Origin of the sequence: Butyrivibrio sp. WCD2001 (genome assembly GCF_000424485.1) — a bacterium.
Taxonomy (GTDB): Bacteria; Bacillota; Clostridia; order Lachnospirales; family Lachnospiraceae; genus Butyrivibrio.
Map to the genome: position 1 here is coordinate 325,679 of NZ_AUJZ01000005.1, position 21,201 is coordinate 346,879.

The 21,201-nt window shown below is 44.8% G+C and carries 20 protein-coding genes; all 20 read left to right on the plus strand.

The window, feature by feature from the left end; all coding sequences use genetic code 11:
* Nucleotides 1-10: 10 nt before the first annotated feature.
* A complete protein-coding gene (gene truB, locus G630_RS0106345; protein WP_022761951.1) occupies nucleotides 11-964 on the plus strand; it encodes a tRNA pseudouridine(55) synthase TruB in 954 nt (317 codons plus the stop codon).
* Nucleotides 965-966: 2 nt separating this feature from the next.
* Nucleotides 967-1,923: a riboflavin biosynthesis protein RibF gene (ribF, locus tag G630_RS0106350; protein WP_026498094.1), complete on the plus strand. Its 957-nt coding sequence runs from the start codon at nucleotides 967-969 to the stop codon at nucleotides 1,921-1,923.
* Between the two features lie 151 nt (nucleotides 1,924-2,074).
* Nucleotides 2,075-2,341 carry a 30S ribosomal protein S15 gene (gene rpsO, locus G630_RS0106355; RefSeq protein WP_022761949.1) on the plus strand — a complete coding sequence of 89 codons (267 nt, stop codon included), beginning with the start codon at nucleotides 2,075-2,077 and terminating at the stop codon, nucleotides 2,339-2,341.
* A gap of 230 nt (nucleotides 2,342-2,571) precedes the next feature.
* Nucleotides 2,572-4,659, plus strand: a complete 2,088-nt coding sequence (locus G630_RS0106360) for a polyribonucleotide nucleotidyltransferase (RefSeq protein ID WP_026498095.1) — start codon at nucleotides 2,572-2,574, stop codon at nucleotides 4,657-4,659.
* Between the two features lie 199 nt (nucleotides 4,660-4,858).
* A complete protein-coding gene (locus G630_RS0106365; protein ID WP_022761947.1) occupies nucleotides 4,859-6,010 on the plus strand; it encodes a phosphopentomutase in 1,152 nt (383 codons plus the stop codon).
* A 24-nt stretch (nucleotides 6,011-6,034) separates the two neighbouring features.
* Entirely contained in the window at nucleotides 6,035-6,586 is a 552-nt protein-coding gene (locus G630_RS0106370) for an ECF-type riboflavin transporter substrate-binding protein (protein ID WP_022761946.1), read from the plus strand.
* Nucleotides 6,587-6,593: 7 nt separating this feature from the next.
* A complete protein-coding gene (locus tag G630_RS0106375; protein WP_026498096.1) occupies nucleotides 6,594-8,318 on the plus strand; it encodes an ABC transporter ATP-binding protein in 1,725 nt (574 codons plus the stop codon).
* Nucleotides 8,311-9,138, plus strand: a complete 828-nt coding sequence (locus G630_RS0106380; protein ID WP_026498097.1) for an energy-coupling factor transporter transmembrane component T family protein — start codon at nucleotides 8,311-8,313, stop codon at nucleotides 9,136-9,138. Before G630_RS0106375 ends, G630_RS0106380 begins: the two co-directional genes overlap by 8 nt.
* A gap of 159 nt (nucleotides 9,139-9,297) precedes the next feature.
* Nucleotides 9,298-10,899 (plus strand): peptide chain release factor 3, encoded by a 1,602-nt coding sequence (locus G630_RS0106385; protein ID WP_026498098.1) that lies wholly within the window; start codon nucleotides 9,298-9,300, stop codon nucleotides 10,897-10,899.
* Nucleotides 10,899-12,398 carry a transglutaminase domain-containing protein gene (locus tag G630_RS23435; RefSeq protein ID WP_049946121.1) on the plus strand — a complete coding sequence of 500 codons (1,500 nt, stop codon included), beginning with the start codon at nucleotides 10,899-10,901 and terminating at the stop codon, nucleotides 12,396-12,398. The genes G630_RS0106385 and G630_RS23435 overlap by 1 nt, the downstream gene beginning before the upstream one ends.
* Before the next feature lie 192 nt (nucleotides 12,399-12,590).
* Nucleotides 12,591-13,790: a mechanosensitive ion channel gene (locus G630_RS0106395; RefSeq protein ID WP_022761941.1), complete on the plus strand. Its 1,200-nt coding sequence runs from the start codon at nucleotides 12,591-12,593 to the stop codon at nucleotides 13,788-13,790.
* Between the two features lie 123 nt (nucleotides 13,791-13,913).
* Nucleotides 13,914-14,288, plus strand: coding sequence for an Asp23/Gls24 family envelope stress response protein (locus G630_RS0106400; protein ID WP_022761940.1), 375 nt, complete (start codon nucleotides 13,914-13,916; stop codon nucleotides 14,286-14,288).
* Between the two features lie 17 nt (nucleotides 14,289-14,305).
* Complete coding sequence (gene nusB, locus G630_RS0106405; protein WP_022761939.1) at nucleotides 14,306-14,704, plus strand: transcription antitermination factor NusB; 399 nt, start codon at nucleotides 14,306-14,308, stop codon at nucleotides 14,702-14,704.
* A 40-nt stretch (nucleotides 14,705-14,744) separates the two neighbouring features.
* Nucleotides 14,745-15,908, plus strand: a complete 1,164-nt coding sequence (xseA, locus tag G630_RS0106410) for an exodeoxyribonuclease VII large subunit (RefSeq protein WP_049946126.1) — start codon at nucleotides 14,745-14,747, stop codon at nucleotides 15,906-15,908.
* Nucleotides 15,901-16,125 (plus strand): exodeoxyribonuclease VII small subunit, encoded by a 225-nt coding sequence (xseB, locus tag G630_RS0106415; RefSeq protein WP_026498100.1) that lies wholly within the window; start codon nucleotides 15,901-15,903, stop codon nucleotides 16,123-16,125. The genes xseA and xseB overlap by 8 nt, the downstream gene beginning before the upstream one ends.
* Complete coding sequence (locus G630_RS0106420) at nucleotides 16,125-17,045, plus strand: polyprenyl synthetase family protein (RefSeq protein WP_022761936.1); 921 nt, start codon at nucleotides 16,125-16,127, stop codon at nucleotides 17,043-17,045. The genes xseB and G630_RS0106420 overlap by 1 nt, the downstream gene beginning before the upstream one ends.
* Before the next feature lie 60 nt (nucleotides 17,046-17,105).
* Nucleotides 17,106-18,974 carry a 1-deoxy-D-xylulose-5-phosphate synthase gene (gene dxs / locus G630_RS0106425; RefSeq protein ID WP_022761935.1) on the plus strand — a complete coding sequence of 623 codons (1,869 nt, stop codon included), beginning with the start codon at nucleotides 17,106-17,108 and terminating at the stop codon, nucleotides 18,972-18,974.
* Nucleotides 18,967-19,857, plus strand: coding sequence for a TlyA family RNA methyltransferase (locus G630_RS0106430; protein ID WP_022761934.1), 891 nt, complete (start codon nucleotides 18,967-18,969; stop codon nucleotides 19,855-19,857). The genes dxs and G630_RS0106430 overlap by 8 nt, the downstream gene beginning before the upstream one ends.
* Before the next feature lie 5 nt (nucleotides 19,858-19,862).
* Nucleotides 19,863-20,714: an NAD(+)/NADH kinase gene (locus G630_RS0106435; RefSeq protein WP_022761933.1), complete on the plus strand. Its 852-nt coding sequence runs from the start codon at nucleotides 19,863-19,865 to the stop codon at nucleotides 20,712-20,714.
* Nucleotides 20,711-21,157 (plus strand): arginine repressor, encoded by a 447-nt coding sequence (gene argR, locus G630_RS0106440; RefSeq protein WP_022761932.1) that lies wholly within the window; start codon nucleotides 20,711-20,713, stop codon nucleotides 21,155-21,157. The genes G630_RS0106435 and argR overlap by 4 nt, the downstream gene beginning before the upstream one ends.
* Nucleotides 21,158-21,201: the final 44 nt, after the last annotated feature.

Below are 21,201 nucleotides of genomic sequence, written 5' to 3' on the forward strand. Positions count from 1 at the left end.
TGAGGGTCATATGTACAACGGACTAATTAACGTATACAAGGAGGCTGGCTATACATCTAGTGATGTGGTGGCACGCCTCCGTGGCATTTTAAAGATGAAAAAGATCGGACATACAGGGACTCTGGATCCGGATGCGGTCGGAGTCCTTGTTATTTGTCTGGGAAACGGGACGAAGCTCTGTGACATGCTCACGGATCACGACAAGGAATATATCGCCGTCTGCAGACTTGGAGTGACGACAGACACTCAGGACATGTCTGGAAGAGTGCTTTCCGAGAATGAGGTCAATGTCACAAGTGAGCAGCTGCACGAAGCGGTTAAACGCTTTGTGGGTGAGTATGACCAGATTCCGCCCATGTATTCCGCGATTAAGATAAATGGCAAGAAACTCTATGAGCTAGCAAGACAGGGCAAGGAAGTCGAGAGAAAGCCAAGAAGAATCAAAATCGAGGCTATAACAATTCTCGATGAATCTCATCTTCAGGATGAGCACGTTTTCACAATGGAGGTTAAGTGTTCAAAGGGCACCTATATCAGAACCCTTTGCAATGATATAGGCGAGGCTTTGGGCTGCGGCGCAGCCATGGAACATCTCACAAGAACAGCTGTAGGAAGCTTTCATCTCGAGACTGCGCACACCCTTGATCAGATCGAGCAGCTTCGCGATGAGGGAAAAGTGGATACGATAGTTGCCTCCACTGAGAGCCTTTTCAGAGACCTTGACTATTGTATTGTTAAGGATAGCTTCAGGCGTATGCTTGAAAACGGCAACAGCTTCAAGGTGGAGAACCTTGTAAGTGAAGCTCCCGAGGATGAGCAGGATTTTGTAGAACCCGAAAAGCTCTATGCTGACGGCACCAGAGTGAGGGTATACGCTGAGGACGGCACATTCTTTGGCATTTACAAATGCGACGGCAGAACCGGCCAGTTCAAGGTGGAGAAGTTTTTCTATACGGAGAGGTAAAAATGCGGATAATATCCGGAACCACACAATTTAATATAGAGGATAAAACCGCAGTAGCCATCGGTAAATTTGACGGAGTCCACATGGGGCATCAGAAGCTCCTTAAACATATCCTTGATAAGAAAGATCAGGGTATGAAGGCGACAATCTTTACCTTTGATCCGCCGCCGGCTGTATTTTTCTCACAGCTTATGGCAAAAAGCGAGAATGAAAAAAAGGATATCATTTTATCTCAGCTTCTCACTAAGGATGAAAAGAGACGTAAATTCGAGGAGCTTGGCGTAGATATTCTTGTGGAATTTCCGATGAATGCGGAGACAGCACGGACGGCGCCGGAGGATTTTGTCAGAAAAATCCTTCATGAGCAGATGAATGCAGCCTATCTTGCAGCAGGGGATGACTTATCCTACGGATATAAGGGAAGAGGCGATTTTGCGCTTTTAAATAAGCTTGCACCTGAACTCGGCTACAGAACTCACGCCATAAAAAAACTTCAGATGTTCGGAAGGAATGTTAGCTCAAGCTTTATAAAAGAGGAAATACTTCATGCTGAGATGGAGCGCGCATCTGAGCTTCTGGGAGAATACTACTATGTGGGAGGCCTTGTCGAACATGGCAAAAAGCTTGGCAGAACAATTGGCTTTCCTACGGTAAATCTGCTGCCGCCTTCTGAAAAGTGCCTGCCACCTTTTGGGGTATATTTTTCGGAAGTCAGAATCGATGGCAGAAAATATCACGGCATGACTAACATCGGACTTAGGCCGACGGTTTCAGACAGCGGTCAGGTGAGTGTTGAGACTTACATTTATGATTTCGATGAAGATATCTATGGAAAATATTTAGAGATTGCTCTTTTGACTTTCCATAGAAAAGAACAGAAATTTTCAGGTGTTGAGGCTTTAAAGGGGCAGCTTCGGCTTGACCTTGACGCTGGAAGAAATTTCTTCGATTATGAATGACGATGGCCTTCACTTTACATTTATTGCTCACTGTGTTAAAATCAATTGGTTTCTCGCATGAGGAACAGTAACGTTATTACCGATACTCGGAGGTAGGATACTCCAGCCGCTTCTGTGTATTCGGCACATTGTAATTAAAGGAGAATGAAACATGATTACAAAGGAAAAGAAGACAGAGGTTATCAATCAGTACGCTAGAACAGCTGGCGACACAGGTTCACCGGAGGTTCAGGTTGCTATTCTTACAACCAGAATCAAGGAGCTCAACGAGCACCTTAACACACATCCGAAGGATCACCACTCAAGAAGAGGTCTTCTTAAGATGGTAGGTAGAAGACGTGCTCTTCTTGCATACCTTAAGAAGAAGGATCTTGAGAAGTATCGTAAGCTTATTGCTGATCTTGGACTCAGAAAATAATTTCCGATGGGAGAATAGGGCGGGGATGCCGATTAGAAATAGTCGGCTTGTTCCGCCTTGTTTCTTTTTCAAGACAAAAATGGTTTCAATTTAAAATGTGGAATTATTAATACCTTCGTGCCTTCCCCTTGGGGGGAAGGTGGCACGAAGTGCCGGATGAGGGGTTAATATAAATAACTATTTTTTTATATACATAATGCGCCCGAGGATGGCGCGAGAAGGAGAAAAACATGAAAACATTTTCAACAGAACTTGCAGGAAGAACTCTTACAATTGAGATCGGCAAGGTAGGAAAACAGGCTAACGGATGCGCATTCATGAAGTACGGCGATACAACCGTTCTTTGTACAGCAACAGCTTCCGACAAGCCCAGAGACGGAATTGATTTCTTCCCTCTCAGCGTAGAGTACGGTGAGAAATTCTATTCTATCGGTAAGTTCCCCGGAGGATTCAATAAGCGCGAGGGAAAGCCTTCTGAGAATGCTATTCTCACAAGCCGTGTTATTGACAGACCTATGCGTCCTCTTTTCCCTAAGGACTACCGCAATGATGTAACAATTGAGACTATGGTTATGTCTGTAGATACACAGTGCAGACCTGAGCTTGTGGCTATGATCGGTGCATCTGTAGCAGTTTCTATTTCAGATATTCCTTTCGATGGCCCCTGCGCTATGACACAGGTTGGACTTATCGATGGCGAGTTCGTTATCAACCCTTCACAGGAGCAGTGGGATAAGGGCGATATGCGCCTTACAGTTGCTTCAGTAGGCCAGAAGGTTATCATGATCGAGGCAGGTTGTAACGAGGTTCCCGAGGATAAGATGAAGGAAGCTATTTACCTTGCACATGATGTAAACCTTAAGCTCATCGAGTTCATCAAGGGCATCGTTGCAGAGGTTGGAAAGCCGAAGCACGAGTATGCAAGCTGTGCAGTACCGGAAGAGCTTTTCGCAGCAATCAAGGAAGTAGTTCCTCAGGAAGAGATGGAGAACGCTGTATTCACAGATGAGAAGCAGAAGCGTGAGGCTAACATCGCTGAGATCACAGCTCGTCTTGAAGAGAAGTTCGCTGACAACGAGGAGTGGCTTGCTATCCTTGGAGAGGCTATTTACCAGTATGAGAAGAAGACAGTTCGTAAGATGATCCTCAAGGATCACAAGCGTCCTGACGGAAGAGCACTTGATCAGATCCGTCCTCTTGCTGCAGAGATTGATCTTATTCCGAGAGTGCACGGAAGTGCTATGTTTACACGTGGACAGACTCAGATCTGTGACGTAACAACTCTTGCTCCTCTTTCAGAGATGCAGAAGGTTGAGGGACTTGATCCTTTCGTAACAGGTAAGAGATATATCCACCAGTACAATTTCCCTGCTTATTCAGTAGGTGAGACAAAGGTTTCAAGAGGACCCGGACGTCGTGAGATTGGTCACGGCGCACTTGCAGAGAGAGCACTTCTCCCTGTACTTCCTTCAGAGGAAGAGTTCCCTTACGCAATCCGCTGCGTATCAGAGACCTTTGAGTCTAACGGATCAACATCAATGGCTTCCACATGTGCATCATGTATGTCACTTATGGCAGCAGGTGTTCCGATCAAGAAGATGGTTGCAGGTATCAGCTGCGGTCTTGTAACAGGCGATACAGATGACGATTTCGTAGTACTTACAGATATCCAGGGTCTTGAGGACTTCTTCGGAGACATGGACTTCAAGGTAACAGGTACTAAGGAAGGTATCACAGCTATCCAGATGGATATCAAGATCCACGGTCTTACAAAGGATATCGTAACTCAGGCTATTTCACAGTGCCGCGAAGCTCGTCTCTTCATCATGGATGAGTGCATGAGCAAGGCTATCGCTGAGCCTCGTAAGGAAGTTAGCCAGTATGCTCCCAAGATCATCTCTATCGAGATCGATCCTGATAAGATTGGTGATGTTGTTGGTCAGAGAGGTAAGACAATCAACGAGATCATCGACCGCACAGGCGTTAAGATCGACATCACAGATGACGGGAAGGTAAGCATCTGCGGTGAAGATAAGGATAAGATGCAGCAGGCTATTGATATGATCAATATCATTACAACAGATTTCGAGAAGGGCCAGATCTTCACAGGAAAAGTTGTAAGCATCAAGGAATTCGGCGCATTCGTTGAGTTTGCACCCGGCAAAGAGGGTATGGTACACATCAGCAAGATCGCTAACGAGCGTATCGATCACGTTGAGGATGTTCTTACTCTTGGCGATGAGGTTAAGGTTGTATGCCTTGGCAAGGATCGTATGGGCAGAATCAGCTTCTCAATGAAGGATGTTGCACAGAAATAATCAAAAGCAGATTTGCTGCGATAAATACAAAATAAGAAGAACTGAGAAAGTGACCTTGAATCATTTTCTCAGTTTTTTAATATGGAAAAAACTCATTTTATCAAAAAATTATAATGTTTTGATACTATTTCATGATAAACTAATAGGGTAGGAAAGAAAGATTTACCTACTATTTCTAATTTTTCCGGAGGATACAAATATGGGAAGAATTTTTCTAATAGTGCTTGATAGCTTTGGTGTCGGAGAAGAGCCCGATGCTGCAGAGTACGGAGATTTTGATGTAAATACAATAAGGTCATGCGCTACCAGCAAGTATTTCAGCATGCCTAATATGGGAGCGATGGGACTTTTCAATATTGATGGAGTTGACTGTGTGCCTTCCGTTCCCAATCCCACAGCAGCTTATGGCAAATGCCAGGAGGCAAGTAAGGATAAAGATACAACGACAGGTCACTGGGAAATCGCAGGTGTGATATCACCCAAACCCATGCCGAAATTCCCCGACGGATTCCCGCAGGAGTTCCTGGATGCATTCAGTAAGCGCGTCGGAAGAGGAGTTATCTGTAATAAGCCTTACTCAGGCACTCAGGTAATCAATGACTACGGCGATGAACATGTAAAGACAGGAAATCTTATCGTCTATACATCTGCAGACAGTGTGTTCCAGATTGCAGCACATGAGGATATAGTTCCGCTGGAGACCCTCTATGAGTATTGCCATATTGCAAGAGAAATGCTTCAGGGAGACCTTGGCGTGGGACGTGTAATTGCAAGACCTTTCGTCGGTACAAGCGGTAATTATACAAGAACTCCTCACAGACACGATTATTCACTTGAGCCTCCGAAGACAACCATGCTTGACCAGCTCAAGGCAGCAGGCAAGGATGTTCTGGGCGTTGGTAAGATAAGAGACATATTTGAAGGAAAAGGCCTTACGGAGTATGTTTTCTCCGAGAGCAATGCCGATGGAATCGAAAAGACACTCGCATATATGGACAGGGATTTCGACGGACTCTGCTTTGTGAATCTGGTAGATTTCGATATGCTTTACGGACACAGAAGAGATATCGACGGCTACGCAAAGGCGCTTAATTACTTTGATAACAAGCTTCCCGAGATGGTCGCTAAGCTTCGCGATGATGACATCATTATGATGACAGCTGACCATGGCTGTGATCCCGCATACCAGAAGACCACGGATCATACCAGGGAATACATACCTTTCATTATGTATGGCAAGAATGTAACACCGAAGAACCTCGGAACCAGAAGTACTTTCGCTGATATAGGAGCCACTGTTCTTGACTACTTTGGAATTAAACCGGAGTTTGAAGGAACATCAATGCTATAAAACGTATATTTAGGAGGAAGAAGTATGAAAAAACTAGGGGTAAAATCAATTGTAGCTATTGGTATCGGTGCGGCACTTTTCTTTGTGCTCGGAAGATTCGTTGCAATCCCGAGTCCTGTGCCCAACACTAACATTTCAATCCAGTATGGTCTGCTTGCATTTATAGCCGCTGTTTTCGGACCGATTCCGGGAGCTCTCGCAGGCCTTATCGGACACTTCTTTATCGACTTCAGTTACGGCTGGGGAGTATGGTGGAGCTGGGTTATCGCTTCAGCGGTATTTGGCTGCCTCATGGGAATCGTAACAATGAAACTGAAGATAGATGAGGGCGAGTTTGGTACAAAGGGTATTATCACTTTTAACGTAGGTCAGGCTATTGCACATGCTATTTCATGGATAGTTGTTGCACCTATCCTGGACATCCTTATGTTCCAGGAACCTGCAAATAAGGTATTCGTTCAGGGTGTGACCGGTGCTATCATAAACATTATTACAACTGCCATTGTTGGAACAATTCTTTGCATAGCTTATTCTAAGGCAATCCCGAAGAAGGGCAGCCTTACGGAAGAAAACTGATTATAATATGAGCGAATATATACTGGAATTTAAGAATCTTGGATTTAAATATAGGGCGCAGGCTAAGCCTACGCTCTATAATATTGACCTCAAAATTAAAAGGGGTGAAAAGCTGCTTATAGCGGGGCCTTCCGGTTGCGGTAAGTCCACTCTGGGAAGTCTTATAAACGGTCTTATTCCGTCGTCCTATAAGGGTGATATCACCGGCTCTCTTTTGATAAACGGTAAAGACTCGAAGGAAATGTCAATCTTTGATATCTCACATATCGTGGGAACTGTTCTTCAGGACAGTGATGCCCAGTTTGTAGGGATGACTGTTGCGGAAGATTTGGCTTTTGCTCTTGAGAATGACTGTGTTCTTTTACCGGATATGAGAAAGAGAGTGGATGAAGTTGCGACAACTCTGAATCTAAAGGACTTTCTGCTTCATGCGCCCGGAGAGCTTTCCGGTGGGCAAAAGCAGAGAGTATCCGTCGGAGGAGTTCTAGCCAGTGATGTTGATCTCTTTTTGTTTGACGAGCCTCTCGCAAATCTTGATCCCAAGACGGGAAAACAGGCGATTGAACTTATCGATGAGCTTCAAAAAAAGACAGGTGCTGCGGTTATCATAATTGAGCACCGTCTTGAGGATGTCCTTCACAGAAGTGTTGACAGAATTGTTCTGATGCAGGAGGGGCATATAGTTGCAGATGAAAGTCCTGATGAGCTTCTTTCAAAAGGGCTCCTTTCCGAATGCGGAGTAAGAGAGCCGCTGTATCTTACTGCTCTTAAATATGCAGGCGTGAGTATAGAGAGCAAAATGCGACCTTCTTCAATAGAAAATCTTATTCTTTCCGATACTGACAAAGCTCAGCTAAGGAAGTTCATGAAGGAGGTTCACAAAGATAAAAAGGCTTCATCTAAAGAGAAGCTCCTTGAAACAAAGGGTCTTTCTTTTACTTATGAAAAGATGAAAAAACGGGCCCTTGATAATATTTCCACTGCTGTTTCGAAGGGTGAAATGGTGGCAATCGTCGGAACCAACGGTGCCGGGAAATCCACTTTTTCCAAGGTTATCTGCGGAATGGAAAACGAAGATGAAGGGCAGATATTCTTTGAAGGCAGCGACTTTTCCGCATTGTCTATCAAGGAGAGGGCAGCCTATGTGGGCTATGTAATGCAGAACCCGAATCAGATGATCTCCAAGGTCATGATCATGGACGAAGTCGCTATGGGCTTAAGGCTCAGGGGAGTCCCGGAGGAAGAGGTTCAGGAAAAGGTCACAAAAGCGCTCAAAATCTGCGGTCTCTATACGATGAGAAACTGGCCTATATCAGCGCTTAGCTATGGACAAAAGAAGCGAGTTACCATATGCTCCATTCTTGTACTTGAGCCCAAGGTGCTTATTCTCGATGAACCCACTGCAGGACAGGACTATAGGCATTACACCAAAATCATGGAGTTTTTGAGACAGCTGAATCGGCAGGGAATCACGATAATCATGATAACTCATGATATGCATCTTATGCTGGAATATGCTGACAGAGGCATAGTCTTTTCCGGCGGGAAGATAATCGCGGATAAAACCTGTGCAGAGATTCTGACTGATTCTGAAATTGTCGACAGGGCAAGCCTTAAAGAGACCAGTCTTTACGATCTGGCAAATTTGTGCGGTATTGAAGATGCTGCCACCTTTGTTCAGGACTTTATCGACTATGAGCGAGAGAATGTGAGAGGATTATGCGATGAATAATCTTTTTAATTATATAGAAAGAGAGTCTCCGATTCATGAGCTTACAGGGGCTACCAAGCTGGTGTGTCTTCTTTTGTGGAGCCTTGCCGCCATGACTACATATGACACGAGACTTCTTGCTGTCATGTCGGTTTTGGGAGTCGCGCTTTTCCCTGTAGGCAGGATAAAACTTAAGGATGTAACCTTTATGCTTGTATTTACACTGGTTTATCTTGCATTGAGTACAACGTTGGTTTATCTGTTTTCGCCTCGCCACGGCTGCGGAGTTTACGGCAGTACAACCCTTCTCTTTGGACTTTCGGGATACTTCGCACCAACCGCTGAGCAGCTGTTTTTTCAGCTCAATTACATTCTGAAGTACTTTGCGACGATACCCTTTGTGCTGCTGTTTGTCTGCACCACGAATCCCAGTGAATTTGCGGCATCGCTTAATAAGATAGGAGTTCCGTATTCCGTTGCTTATTCAGTGGCGCTGGCACTTCGCTACATACCGGACATACAGAAACAGTATCACGAGATCAGCCAGGCATCTCAGGCCAGAGGGATAGAGCTTAGTAAAAAAGCGTCGCTTATAAGCAGGCTTAAGTCGGCTTCTTCAATTCTTATACCGCTGGTATTAAGCAGTATGGACAGAATCGAGGTCATAGCAAATGCCATGGAGCTTCGCTGCTTTGGGAAAAACAAAAAGCGAACCTGGTATATGGAGAGAAAATTCAGATGGATAGACTACCTTTGCATCGTCGTATGTGCATTGCTTTTGGTGGCATCGATTACACTTACGCACATAAACGGCAGCAGGTTCTATAACCCGTTTTTATAGAGAAAATACAAATAGATTAAGTCAGTAATTGACTTTACGCGCACCTTTCCTTAAAATAGGTTGGGTGCGCATTTTTTTAGGTGAAATATTTTTTCATGAGCGCACGGCAGATATTTTGGAAGTAATAGTAATTTTTGCGTTTTTTTGAAAGGTTTTAAAATGAGTAACAACCAGATCACAGAAGAGATAAATAAGAGACGTACCTTTGCAATCATTTCCCACCCCGATGCAGGTAAGACCACACTTACAGAGAAATTCCTTCTCTACGGCGGAGCCATCAATCTCGCAGGATCCGTAAAGGGTAAGGCTACAGCAAGGCACGCCGTTTCAGACTGGATGGAGATTGAGAAACAGAGAGGTATTTCGGTTACATCCTCAGTTCTTCAGTTTAACTTTGAGGACTGCTGCATCAATATCCTTGATACACCCGGACACCAGGATTTCTCAGAGGATACTTACAGAACACTTATGGCTGCTGATTCCGCAGTCATGGTCATCGATGCAAGTAAGGGTGTTGAGCCCCAGACCAAGAAACTTTTTAAGGTCTGCACCATGAGACATATTCCGATCTTTACATTTATAAATAAGCTCGACAGAGATGCGATGGATACATACGAGCTTCTTGATGATATCGAAGATCACCTTGGAATTGCTACATGCCCGATGAATCTTCCTATCGGATCAGGTAAGAACTTCAAGGGAATTTATGACAGAGCGGAGAAACATGTCGTAACTTTCCAGGATACAATGAAGGGAACAAAGGAAGGTACAGAGACCATAATCCCTATGGAAGACAGGAATCAGCTTGTTTCCACAATAGGTGAGGAAGCTCTTGAGAATCTTGAGGGTGAGATCGAGCTTATGGACGGTGCAGGTGCTGAATTTAATCTTGAAGAGGTCAGAGCAGGTAAGCTTACTCCCGTGTTCTTCGGTTCTGCGCTTCAGAACTTCGGTGTTGAGCTCTTCCTTCACAACTTCCTTCAGATGGCTACACCTCCGAGTGGAAGAACTGATTCAGAGGGAGAGGTTATCGACCCCAAGGAGCACGAATTTACTGCTTTTGTTTTCAAAATCCAGGCCAACATGAACAAGGCACACAGAGACAGAGTTGCCTTCATGAGAATATGCTCCGGACGCTACGATGCGGACAAGGAAGTTAAGCATGTTCAGTCAGGAAAAGTGTTCAGACTTTCACAGCCTCAGCAGCTTATGGCCGATGAACGTAAGATTTTAAGTGAGGCCTATGCAGGTGATATAATGGGTGTATTCGATCCCGGTATCTTTTCAATCGGTGATACGGTATGCATGCCCAAGGATTCCGTAACCTATGAGGGAATCCCGACTTTCGCACCCGAGCACTTTGCAAGGGTTCGTCAGGTTGATACCATGAAGAGAAAGCAGTTCGTCAAGGGTATCGAGCAGATTGCGCAGGAAGGTGCTATCCAGATTTTCCAGGAATTCAACATGGGAATGGAGGAAATCATCGTAGGCGTTGTCGGCGTACTTCAGTTTGACGTACTTAAATTCAGACTTGAGAACGAATATAATGTCGAAATTATCCTGGATATGTTACCATATGAGTATATACGTTGGGTTGATAACGAGGATGTCGACATGAATTCACTTGTGGGCACCTCTGATATGAAGAAGATAAAGGATATGAACGGAAGACCGCTTCTTATCTTTATCAACGAGTGGAGTCCCCAGATGGTTCTCGACAGAAACAAAGGATTATCGCTTAGCGAGTTTAGGAAAAACTAATGAGAAGAGACAGATGTTTTAAAAACTTAATAGGGAAAGCATCTGTCTTTTTTGCATCCGTTTTTATGGCGGCATTTCTGGCAGGATGTAATGATTCGGTTACTGACTTTTTTAAGGCCAACAATCTTATTAATTCCGATGATGAGATTTTGGTGGGAGAAGAAGTAGCAGCAGAATCTGAACCTGCAGCCGCGGAGGCAGAAGCTTCAGATGCCCCTACAACCGACGCTTCTGTAGATTCCGTTGAAGTCTCTAATAACGATGCCTCCCATTCGGGTACATTTGATCCCGATAAGGTTAACCAGGCTATCGATGATCTCATCACTCAGATTGAGAAGGAGACTGGAAGAACAGGACGCCGCAAGGATGTTGAGGAAACCGACGAGGAGCAGGGGAAGGACGCGACAACCTATTTTAGTGACTCCTTCCAGCAGGCGCAGAGAGAATCCCTCGGTTTATCTGTAGTTGATATAGAGGATTTAAAGAAGGCTCAGCAGGGCAACTACGCCTATGAACATCTGACAAAGGAAGGACAGACCTTATACGTCGAGCTTCTTAGAATTATTGAGAGACGCGCTGAGGACGTAGTTGTATCGACACTTGATGAAGAGGTTCTCGATGTGGTATGTCAGTTTGTACTTGCCGATCACCCCGAGCTTTTCTATATGGACGGTTATACCTACACACGCTATACGGTAGCAGGAGTTCTGAAGAAGATATCTTTTACAGGCAATTATATTTACAGCGATGAGGAGATTGATTCACGTCAGGCCAAAATCGATGCCTATGTGGATACATGCCTGGCAGGAGCTCCGCAGGATGCTGATGATTATGAGAAGGTCAAGTATGTCTATGATTATCTTATAACCAATACTGAATACGACGCGAGTGCGCCGGATAATCAGAATATATGCTCGGTATTTTTATATGGAAAATCGGTGTGCCAGGGCTATGCCAAAGCTACGCAGTATATCCTTAACAAACTTGGGGTTCCTACCACGATGGTCACAGGTAAGGTGAACGGTGTCGGCCATGCGTGGAATCTTGTATATGCTGACGGAGAGTACACCTACGTCGATACGACCTGGGGAGATTCCTCTTATCAGAAATTTGAGAGCGGAGGAGCTGATTCGCAAAAACTTCCGCTGATCAACTACACCTATTTGTGCTGCACAACTCAGGATATCAGTAAGACACATACCATATCCGAGACGCTTCCAATGCCGGATTGCACTTCAATGCGCAACAATTATTATGTAAGGGAAGGTGAGTACTTTACGGAAAATGACATGACTGCGCTGGGGAATCTTTTCTCAAGAAGATACGCCGACGGAAGTAACAATGTCACGATAAAATGCAGTACAAGAGCCGTATACGACGAATTCATAAGAAGGCTCATAACCGATCAGCAGGTATTCGGATATATGGAGGGCTCAAACAATACAGTTTCATATACGACCTTTGATGAACAATACATTCTTATAATCTGGTTATATTAAAACTTCGTACTTTAAAATGTTGCTGAAAATTGCATTTTGGGTACGAAGTTTCTTTTTGCAAATATAGATATTACCTTGCTTAGAGCGTTCCCCGGTGGTAAAATTGTATCGTTCGGTTTTTTATGATTATCTACATGTTTTCATACATTCGTAAGGACCGGGTAACTATATAAACACCAAGGAGGAAATGGTATGTTTAATTTGTTCGATGTTACTAGTTTCATGACCGGCATATTTGGGGGCCTGGGGAAAGTGATAGTAGCGCTTGTTATTCTGCTTATAGCCTACATCGCGGCTTCAATTGCCAAGACACTCATCATTAAGTTGATGACACACACTAAGCTTGGATTCATTGTTTCAAGAGCAGATGGTCCGAGACCCGGAGTTACAATTACTTACATCAGTAAGCTTGTTTACTTCCTGGTATTCTTACTTTTTATTCCACAGATTTTTAACACATTGGGAATTGACAGTGTTACATCTCCTGTAATGGGACTGCTTAACACAATTTGGGGATATGTTCCCAACGTTCTTGCAGCACTTATCGTTATCTTTGTAGGTAACCTTATCGCTACAACAGTAAGAACACTTCTTGTTCCTGTATTTGCAAGACTTAAGGTTGATGAGCTTCAGGCTAAGGCAGGCATTGAGGTTAAGGACACAGCTAAGCTTTCATATACACTTGCTTACATCGTATATGTTCTTATCATGATCCCTGTTTTCATCGTAGCACTCAACGTTCTTAAGATTGATGCTATCACAGCACCCGCTGTAAGCATGCTCACAGTTGTTGTTGATTACATCCCTCGCATAGTAGTAGCTTGCCTTGTTGTATTTGTCGGCTACCTTATCGGCAGATTCGCAGGTCAGATCGTTACTCAGCTCCTTGCTTCAACAGGCGTTGATAAGAAGCTCACAGACGCAACAGAGGGTAAGACAGAGAAGTTCGTTCTTTCAAAGGTTACAGGTACCGTTGTTCAGGTTGTTATCAACATCATGTTCATCGTACAGGGCTTTGCGGTAGTAGATCTTAAGCTCCTTACAGACATCGGCGCTGCTGTTATCGGCTATATGCCCAAGGCTCTTGCTGCTATCATCGTTCTTACACTTACATACTTTGCTGCAATCCTTGCAGAGAAGGCTCTTAAGAAGAACGGAATGGACGGCTATGCACTTGTTTCCAAGGCAGTTATCTTTGTAATCGGCATTTTCATGGTTCTCAACCAGCTCGGAATTGCTACTACAATCGTTAACTCAGCATTCATTATCATTGTTGCAGCACTTGCTGTTGCATTTGCAATTTCCTTCGGTATCGGCGGAAAGGCATTCGCTACAAAGCAACTTGATAAGCTCGACAAGTACATTGAAGAGAACAAAAAGAGCGACAAATAATAGCACGAAATTTTACGAAAAAACATATTGAAGCTTTGGCGGAGGGTATACATAAAAAGTTGCCCTCCGCTTTTCTATCTTGTATAATTATAAGGATTTCAGTATGAAAGGAACATGATTATTATGGAAAAGGAAGTACAGAATAATACACTATTAAAGGCAAAGGGAATCGGCTCTGTAAAGATTGCCGACGACGTTGTTGCCAAGATTGCTGCGCTTGCTGCTCTTGAGATTGACGGAGTAAGTGAGATGGCAGGTGGTTATACCAGTGAAAATATAGATAAGGCAGGTCCGAAGAACATCCAGAAGAGTTCCAAGATCTTTTTGAATGAAGGTAAGGTACGTGTGGATATGTCCATTCTTATGGATTATAGCTACAACATTCCCGCTACAAGTAAGCAGGTCCAGGATAAGGTTAAGAGCTCCATCGAGAGCATGACAGGACTTAGTGTTACTGACGTCAACGTACGTATTGCCGGCATCAAGATGCCTGATTAAGGATTACAGAGGATATTATGAAAAGATCAGAACTTAGAGAACAGGTTTTTCAGCTTCTTTTTCGTGTAGAATTCAATACACCCGAGGAGATGCGTGAGCAGGAGGACCTGTTCATTGAAACAAGCGACATAGAGATGAGTGCCAAAGATGTTGATTACGTGAAGGAGCGCTACGAGAACATCGCAGAGAAGCTCCCGGAGATTGACAAGCTCATCAATGAAGTGACAACGGGATGGGATACAGGGCGTATCGGAAAAGTTGAGCTCGCAATCCTGAGACTCGCTGTCTATGAGATTAAATTCGATGAATCTATCCCCACAGGGGTAGCAATCAACGAGGCAGTTGAGCTGTCCAAGAAATTCGGCCAGGACGGCGCTTCTTCCTTTGTAAACGGAGTGCTGGCAAAACTTGCGTAATGTATATACAGTTGAGCAGATAAATTCCTATATTAAAAATATGTTCACGCAGGACTTCCTGCTCTCATCACTTACGGTGAAGGGCGAGGTCAGTAACTGCAAATATCACTCCTCCGGTCACATCTACTTCACGCTTAAGGATGCGTCCGGAGCGATTTCTTGTGTGATGTTCCGGGGAAGCGCCGCTACGGGGCTTAGATTCCGTATGCAGGAGGGCCAACAGGTCTGCGTTACCGGATCAATAGATGTATATGAACGGGACGGGAAGTACCAGCTTTATGCCAGAAAAATTGAACTGGATGGAGCAGGTGCTTTGTTTGAGCGTTTTGAGGCTTTGAAAAAAGAGCTGTCAGAGCGCGGAATGTTTGCTAATGAATATAAACAGCAGATACCAAAGCATATAAAAACGCTTGGAGTTGTGACAGCTCCTACCGGTGCGGCTGTGCGAGATATTATAAATATTTCCACCAGAAGAAATCCCTATGTGCAGATATATCTGTATCCTGCAATAGTTCAGGGAGATCAGGCGAAGGAGAGTATTGTCCGAGGCATAGAGACTCTCACAGCAATGAATGTGGATGTAATCATTGTCGGAAGAGGCGGCGGATCCATTGAGGATCTGTGGGCATTTAACGAAGAGATTGTGGCGGAAGCGATTTTCAACTGTCCGATTCCCATCATCTCGGCAGTAGGCCACGAGACGGATACTACGATAGCCGATTATGTTGCGGACTTAAGAGCACCCACACCTTCTGCTGCAGCAGAGCTGGCGGTATATGAGATTGACCTGCTTTTTCAGGATATCGATGCCTACCGCGATATTCTTACCCGCAGAATGAACGACAGGATAATGAGACTCCGCGAGAAGGCAGCCTCCGATAGGCGCCTTTTGGAACACCTTTCACCGGAGGCGAGAATACGCGATCAGAGAATGAGAGCTGCGCAGGCTACTGACAAGCTTGAGCGTCTGATGACAGACCTCATAAGGGACAACAGGCACCGCCTGGATGTCGATATAGAGAGGCTTAAAGCCCTCAGTCCTCTTGATAAACTGCAGTCGGGATTTTCCTATGTGGCTGATTCCGAAGGCAAGAATGTCAGGAGTATCAAAAATGTAGCGCCCGGCGACAAGATTGAAATAAATGTCAGCGACGGTGTTATCGGGGCAGAAGTTGTGGGTGCGGAGAAGAGAAAATATGGCTAAGAAAAACGAAGAAAAAGAAATCACAATAGAAGAAGCCTTCGCTGAAGTAGACGAGCGCATCAAGGCTCTTGAAAAGAGCGATGTCACTCTTGAGGAATCCTTTAAATTCTTCAAGGAAGGCATGGATTTGCTTAAATACTGTAACGATTCCATCGACAAGGTTGAGAAAAAGGTTCAGAAGGTTATGGCTGACGGCAGCACGGAGGATTTTGAGTAATGTCCGATTTTGATAAGATGCTGGATAGCAGAGCGGCAGAAGCAGAGGATATCATAAAGAGCTTTCTTCCCGCTGAGGAAGGCTATCAGAAAAAAGTAATCGAAGCCATGAATTACAGTGTCATGGCAGGTGGCAAGAGAATCAGACCGGTTCTGATGCTTGAGATGTTTAAGATTTTTTCCGGAAAGGACAAGGATCTGGTGGCGCCTTTTGCTGCGGCCATTGAGATGATCCACACCTATTCCCTTGTGCACGACGATCTTCCGGCGATGGATAACGATGAATACAGAAGAGGCAGGAAGACCACCCATGTTGTATATGGTGCGGGAATGGCTACTCTTGCAGGAGACGGACTTTTAAATTATGCATACGAAACCGCTCTGAAGGTATTTTTATGCAAAACAAATCCCGATCCCTTCGACGGAGATATTAGCGACAGACGAGCTAAGGCTCTTGAAATCCTTGCCAGGAAGGCCGGTATATACGGGATGGTTGGCGGACAGTGCGCAGACATAGAGGCTGAGGGAAAGGCTGCAGCGACCTCCGAGGAACTCATTTTCATTCATGAGAATAAGACAGCTGCAATGCTGGAGAGCAGCATGATGATAGGAGCACTTCTCGCAGGAGCCGATAAAAAGGCACTTGATGATATTGAACAGGCTGCGAGGAAGATCGGAGTTGCCTTCCAGATTCAGGATGATGTTCTTGATGTTACGGGCGACGAAGCGGAGCTAGGAAAGCCGATTGGTTCAGATGAAAAGAATGAGAAGACTACATATGTGACACTTCACGGACTTGAAGAATCAAAAGAAGAAGTCAGGAAGCTTTCGGACGAAGCAGCCTCCATCCTTTCAAAATACGATGGCAGCGAAGAATTCCTGATACCTCTTGTAAAGTGGATGATCTCAAGACAAAAGTGATAACATTTATGCCTTCTCCTATGGAGAAGGTGTCAGCGAAGCTGACGGATGAGGATTAACATGTTACTCGACAGTATAAAGAAACCAAACGACATAAAGAAAATACCGAAAAACAAGCAGGGCGAACTTGCGCAGGAGATTCGTGATTTTCTCATAGAAAAGATAAGTGTGACCGGTGGACATCTGGCATCAAACCTTGGTGTGGTTGAGCTGACCATGGCTCTTCACTTAGAACTAGATCTTCCGAAGGACAAAATTATTTGGGATGTCGGACATCAGTCCTACACACATAAGCTTTTAACCGGTCGTAAGGACGGCTTTGATAATCTGAGGAAATTCGGTGGGATGAGTGGATTTCCCAAGAGATCGGAGTCGGAGTGTGACTGCTTTGACACAGGCCACAGTTCCACCAGTTTATCTGCGGGACTTGGTATGGTAAGAGCAAGACAGCTCTCCGATGAGAAGTTTACCATCGTATCTGTAATCGGTGATGGTTCACTTACAGGTGGCCTTGCCTACGAAGCCCTTAACAATGCTGCGAAGCTTGATACGAATTTTATCATGGTACTAAACGACAACGAGATGTCTATTTCAGAGAATGTTGGTGGAATGGCGAAATACCTCAATGTCGTAAGAACCAATGAGGGATACCTTAATTTGAGGGATGATATATACAACTCCCTTAAGAATTCCAGTCCCAAGATGGTCAAGGGAATCAGACGTGCAAAGAACAGTTTTAAACAGCTCTTTGTTCCGGGAATGGTATTTGAGAATCTCGGCATCACATACCTTGGACCAATCGACGGTCATGATATCACAGCACTGCGGGCTGCTATCCGCGAGGCTAAGAAGGTTCGTAAGGCTGTTATGATTCATGTGGTTACCAAGAAGGGTAAGGGCTTTGAACCTGCAGAGAGGCATCCTGCGCGCTTCCATGGTACGGAGCCGTTCCTTATTGAGAACGGAATTCCGAGGAATCCCAGAACCACAGCCAATTATCAGGATATTTTCAGCACGGTTATGTGCAAAATAGGTGAACGCGAGCCCAAGGCGGTTGCAATTACAGCAGCAATGGCGGACGGAACCGGACTTAAGAGATTCAGGAATATGTACCCCGACAGATTTTTTGATGCGGGAATCGCGGAGGAACATGCGGTTACCTTTGCAGCAGGACTTGCAGTCGGCGGTTTCCATCCGATTTTTGCGGTGTACAGTTCATTTTTACAGAGAGCTTACGATCAGGTACTGGAGGATGTTTGTCTTCAGAATCTTCCGGTTACCTTTGCGATAGACAGGGCAGGACTTGTTGGAAGCGACGGTGAGACTCACCAGGGAATATTTGATTTGTCCTACCTTTCCAGTATGCCCAATATGCATATAATGGCGCCCAAGAATAAATGGGAGCTTTCCGACATGCTTAAGTTCGCGATTGCTTTCGATGGACCTTCGGCGATCAGATATCCGAGGGGTACAGCATACGATGGACTTGCAGACTTCCGTGCACCTATTGAGATGGGTAAGGCAGAGCCACTGTACAAGGAGAGAGATATCATCCTCTTTGCATTGGGAAGTATGGTGAAAACCGCGGAGAAAGTTCGAGAGATACTTCTTGAAAAAGGCTACAATTGTTCACTTACCAACGCGAGATTTGCTAAGCCTATTGACGGAGAGCATGTGCGGGACGCAGCGAAAAAACATAAGCTTATAGTTACGATGGAAGAGAACGTTGAGAATGGTGGTTTTGGAGATCAGGTAAGACGCTTTATCTATGATGAAGGAATTGATATTCACCATCTTTGTATAGCTCTTCCGGATGAGTTTGTAACTCACGGCTCATGTGATCAGCTCTATAAGGCACTTGGTGTTGATGCTGAGTCGATTGCCCAAAAAGTAATGAGAAAATATGAGGAAATAACAGTAGATGGCTAAGGAAAGACTGGATGTAATTCTGGTTTCCAGAGGACTTGCCACTTCCCGTGAGAAGGCAAAGGCTGTCATTATGGCAGGCGATGTTTTTGTAAACGGTCAGAGAGAAGACAAGCCCGGAACATCCTTTGATGAATCAAAAATCACATCTCTTGAAGTAAAGGGAGAACAACTCCCCTATGTCAGCAGAGGCGGTCTCAAGCTTGAGAAGGCTATGAAGAGCTTTGAGCTAAAACTCGATGGCTTTGTATGCATGGACATAGGAGCTTCCACCGGAGGCTTTACGGATTGCATGCTTCAAAACGGAGCGGTGAAAGTTTACTCGGTGGATGTGGGACATGGTCAGCTTGCCTGGAAACTTAGATCCGATGAGCGCGTGGTCTGCATGGAGAAAACCAATTTCAGATATCTTACAAGAGATGATATAGACGATGACCTTGATTTTGCATCGGTTGATGTTTCTTTCATCTCACTTACCAAAATACTTATTCCCGCGAGAAAGCTTCTTAAGGATGGCGGAGAGATGGTATGCCTTATCAAGCCCCAGTTTGAGGCGGGCCGCGAGAAGGTAGGTAAAAAGGGAGTTGTGAGAGAACCTGAGACTCACAAAGAGGTCATCTGCAAGGTAATAGATTTTGCCCACATAATCGGATTTAAGGTTTTAAATCTCGATTTTTCACCGGTTAGGGGACCGGAGGGAAATATAGAATACCTTCTTTATATCAAAAAGGATGAGAGCAGAAACGATGAGGTGTCTGAAATCAATGAAGGCGAGGGACTTCATTTGCTGTCAGAGGTTTTGAGTGCAGGCAATGGTTTTTCAACGGAGTCTGATATGAAGGAACTTATTGAGGAGACGGTAGGAAGAGCACACGGGGAGTTATAAGGTCTATGAGACGGTTTTTCATAATCACTAACAGAGGCAAAGATCCCGGAATGAAGGCCACCCTGCGCATCAGGGATTACCTTGAGCAGAAGGGGGCATTCTGCGAGGTCGCCGAGATAGAGAGTACGGCGAATAAAAACGGCAAGGAGTATTCCTGCAAGGTTCCGGACTGCGTAGAGTGTTGCATTGTTCTTGGAGGCGATGGAACGATGCTCCAGGCGGCGGGTAATGTCCTTGGGAAAAATATCCCGCTTATCGGAGTTAATCTTGGAACGCTGGGCTATATGGCGGAGGTTGACCTATCTGAGGTCGAAAGCGCCATGGATAAGCTTCTTAGTGATGAGTATGAAATAGAAGACCGTATGATGCTTCAGGGAGTTCTCTGTCAGGGAGAAGAAAAAGGTGTTATCAACTACGCCTTAAATGACATCGTAATCGCAAGATGTTCATCGCTCCGGGTTTTCAATTTTAATGTGTATGTAAATGATCTGCCGCTTACAACCTATCAGTCCGATGGAATAATTCTTTCATCGCCTACGGGTTCGACGGCTTATAATATGTCTGCAGGCGGACCGATTGTGGATCCAAAGGCACGGATACTTCTTCTGACACCGATATGTCCGCATGCGGCTAACGGAAGGACAATAGTGCTTTCCGAGAATGATAAGGTCACTATAGAAATCGGAAAAGGAAGCGGAGACAGTACTTTGGAGCTGGAGGCTTCTCTCGACGGAAGAAAAAGGATGATGATGAAGAGCGGGGACAGGATAGATATCACCGCAGCAAAACAGGTTACCAAGATATTGAAACTAAGCAGTGAAAGCTTTTTAAACATTTTAAGGAAAAAACTTGTATGAAGAAAAAACGTCACAGCAAACTGATCGAAATAATTCAAAACAATGTTATCGAAACTCAGGAGCAGATCGCGGATATGCTCAATGCTGCGGGTTTTAAGGTTACCCAGGCGACCGTATCCAGAGACATAAGAGAGCTCCGACTGACCAAAAGAGCTACTCCTGACGGAAGGCATAAATATGTTTTTGTTCAGGACAGTGCAGGAATGACTGACAAGTATGCGGATGTCCTGCGAGCAGGATTTATCAGTATGGATCATGCTCAGAATATTCTGGTTATCCGCACGGTATCGGGAATGGCGATGGCTGTAGCCGCTGCTCTTGATGCTATGGAATTTGAAGAGGTAGTAGGATGTATTGCCGGTGATGATACCATCATGGCAGCTATACGTACCAATAACGATGTTCAGAAGGTTATGGATGCCCTGAACGAAATAATAGGCTGATAGTACCTGTCCCATTAAACGGACAGTTATTATATACATTTCCT

What these genes read in the sequence shown, in the direction of transcription:
- truB (WP_022761951.1), top strand. Translation starts at nt 11, where the DNA reads ATGTACAACGGACTAATTAACGTATACAAGGAGGCTGGCTATACATCT.
- ribF (WP_026498094.1), top strand. Translation starts at nt 967, where the DNA reads ATGCGGATAATATCCGGAACCACACAATTTAATATAGAGGATAAAACC.
- rpsO (WP_022761949.1), top strand. Translation starts at nt 2,075, where the DNA reads ATGATTACAAAGGAAAAGAAGACAGAGGTTATCAATCAGTACGCTAGA.
- G630_RS0106360 (WP_026498095.1), top strand. Translation starts at nt 2,572, where the DNA reads ATGAAAACATTTTCAACAGAACTTGCAGGAAGAACTCTTACAATTGAG.
- G630_RS0106365 (WP_022761947.1), top strand. Translation starts at nt 4,859, where the DNA reads ATGGGAAGAATTTTTCTAATAGTGCTTGATAGCTTTGGTGTCGGAGAA.
- G630_RS0106370 (WP_022761946.1), top strand. Translation starts at nt 6,035, where the DNA reads ATGAAAAAACTAGGGGTAAAATCAATTGTAGCTATTGGTATCGGTGCG.
- G630_RS0106375 (WP_026498096.1), top strand. Translation starts at nt 6,594, where the DNA reads ATGAGCGAATATATACTGGAATTTAAGAATCTTGGATTTAAATATAGG.
- G630_RS0106380 (WP_026498097.1), top strand. Translation starts at nt 8,311, where the DNA reads ATGAATAATCTTTTTAATTATATAGAAAGAGAGTCTCCGATTCATGAG.
- G630_RS0106385 (WP_026498098.1), top strand. Translation starts at nt 9,298, where the DNA reads ATGAGTAACAACCAGATCACAGAAGAGATAAATAAGAGACGTACCTTT.
- G630_RS23435 (WP_049946121.1), top strand. Translation starts at nt 10,899, where the DNA reads ATGAGAAGAGACAGATGTTTTAAAAACTTAATAGGGAAAGCATCTGTC.
- G630_RS0106395 (WP_022761941.1), top strand. Translation starts at nt 12,591, where the DNA reads ATGTTTAATTTGTTCGATGTTACTAGTTTCATGACCGGCATATTTGGG.
- G630_RS0106400 (WP_022761940.1), top strand. Translation starts at nt 13,914, where the DNA reads ATGGAAAAGGAAGTACAGAATAATACACTATTAAAGGCAAAGGGAATC.
- nusB (WP_022761939.1), top strand. Translation starts at nt 14,306, where the DNA reads ATGAAAAGATCAGAACTTAGAGAACAGGTTTTTCAGCTTCTTTTTCGT.
- xseA (WP_049946126.1), top strand. Translation starts at nt 14,745, where the DNA reads ATGTTCACGCAGGACTTCCTGCTCTCATCACTTACGGTGAAGGGCGAG.
- xseB (WP_026498100.1), top strand. Translation starts at nt 15,901, where the DNA reads ATGGCTAAGAAAAACGAAGAAAAAGAAATCACAATAGAAGAAGCCTTC.
- G630_RS0106420 (WP_022761936.1), top strand. Translation starts at nt 16,125, where the DNA reads ATGTCCGATTTTGATAAGATGCTGGATAGCAGAGCGGCAGAAGCAGAG.
- dxs (WP_022761935.1), top strand. Translation starts at nt 17,106, where the DNA reads ATGTTACTCGACAGTATAAAGAAACCAAACGACATAAAGAAAATACCG.
- G630_RS0106430 (WP_022761934.1), top strand. Translation starts at nt 18,967, where the DNA reads ATGGCTAAGGAAAGACTGGATGTAATTCTGGTTTCCAGAGGACTTGCC.
- G630_RS0106435 (WP_022761933.1), top strand. Translation starts at nt 19,863, where the DNA reads ATGAGACGGTTTTTCATAATCACTAACAGAGGCAAAGATCCCGGAATG.
- argR (WP_022761932.1), top strand. Translation starts at nt 20,711, where the DNA reads ATGAAGAAAAAACGTCACAGCAAACTGATCGAAATAATTCAAAACAAT.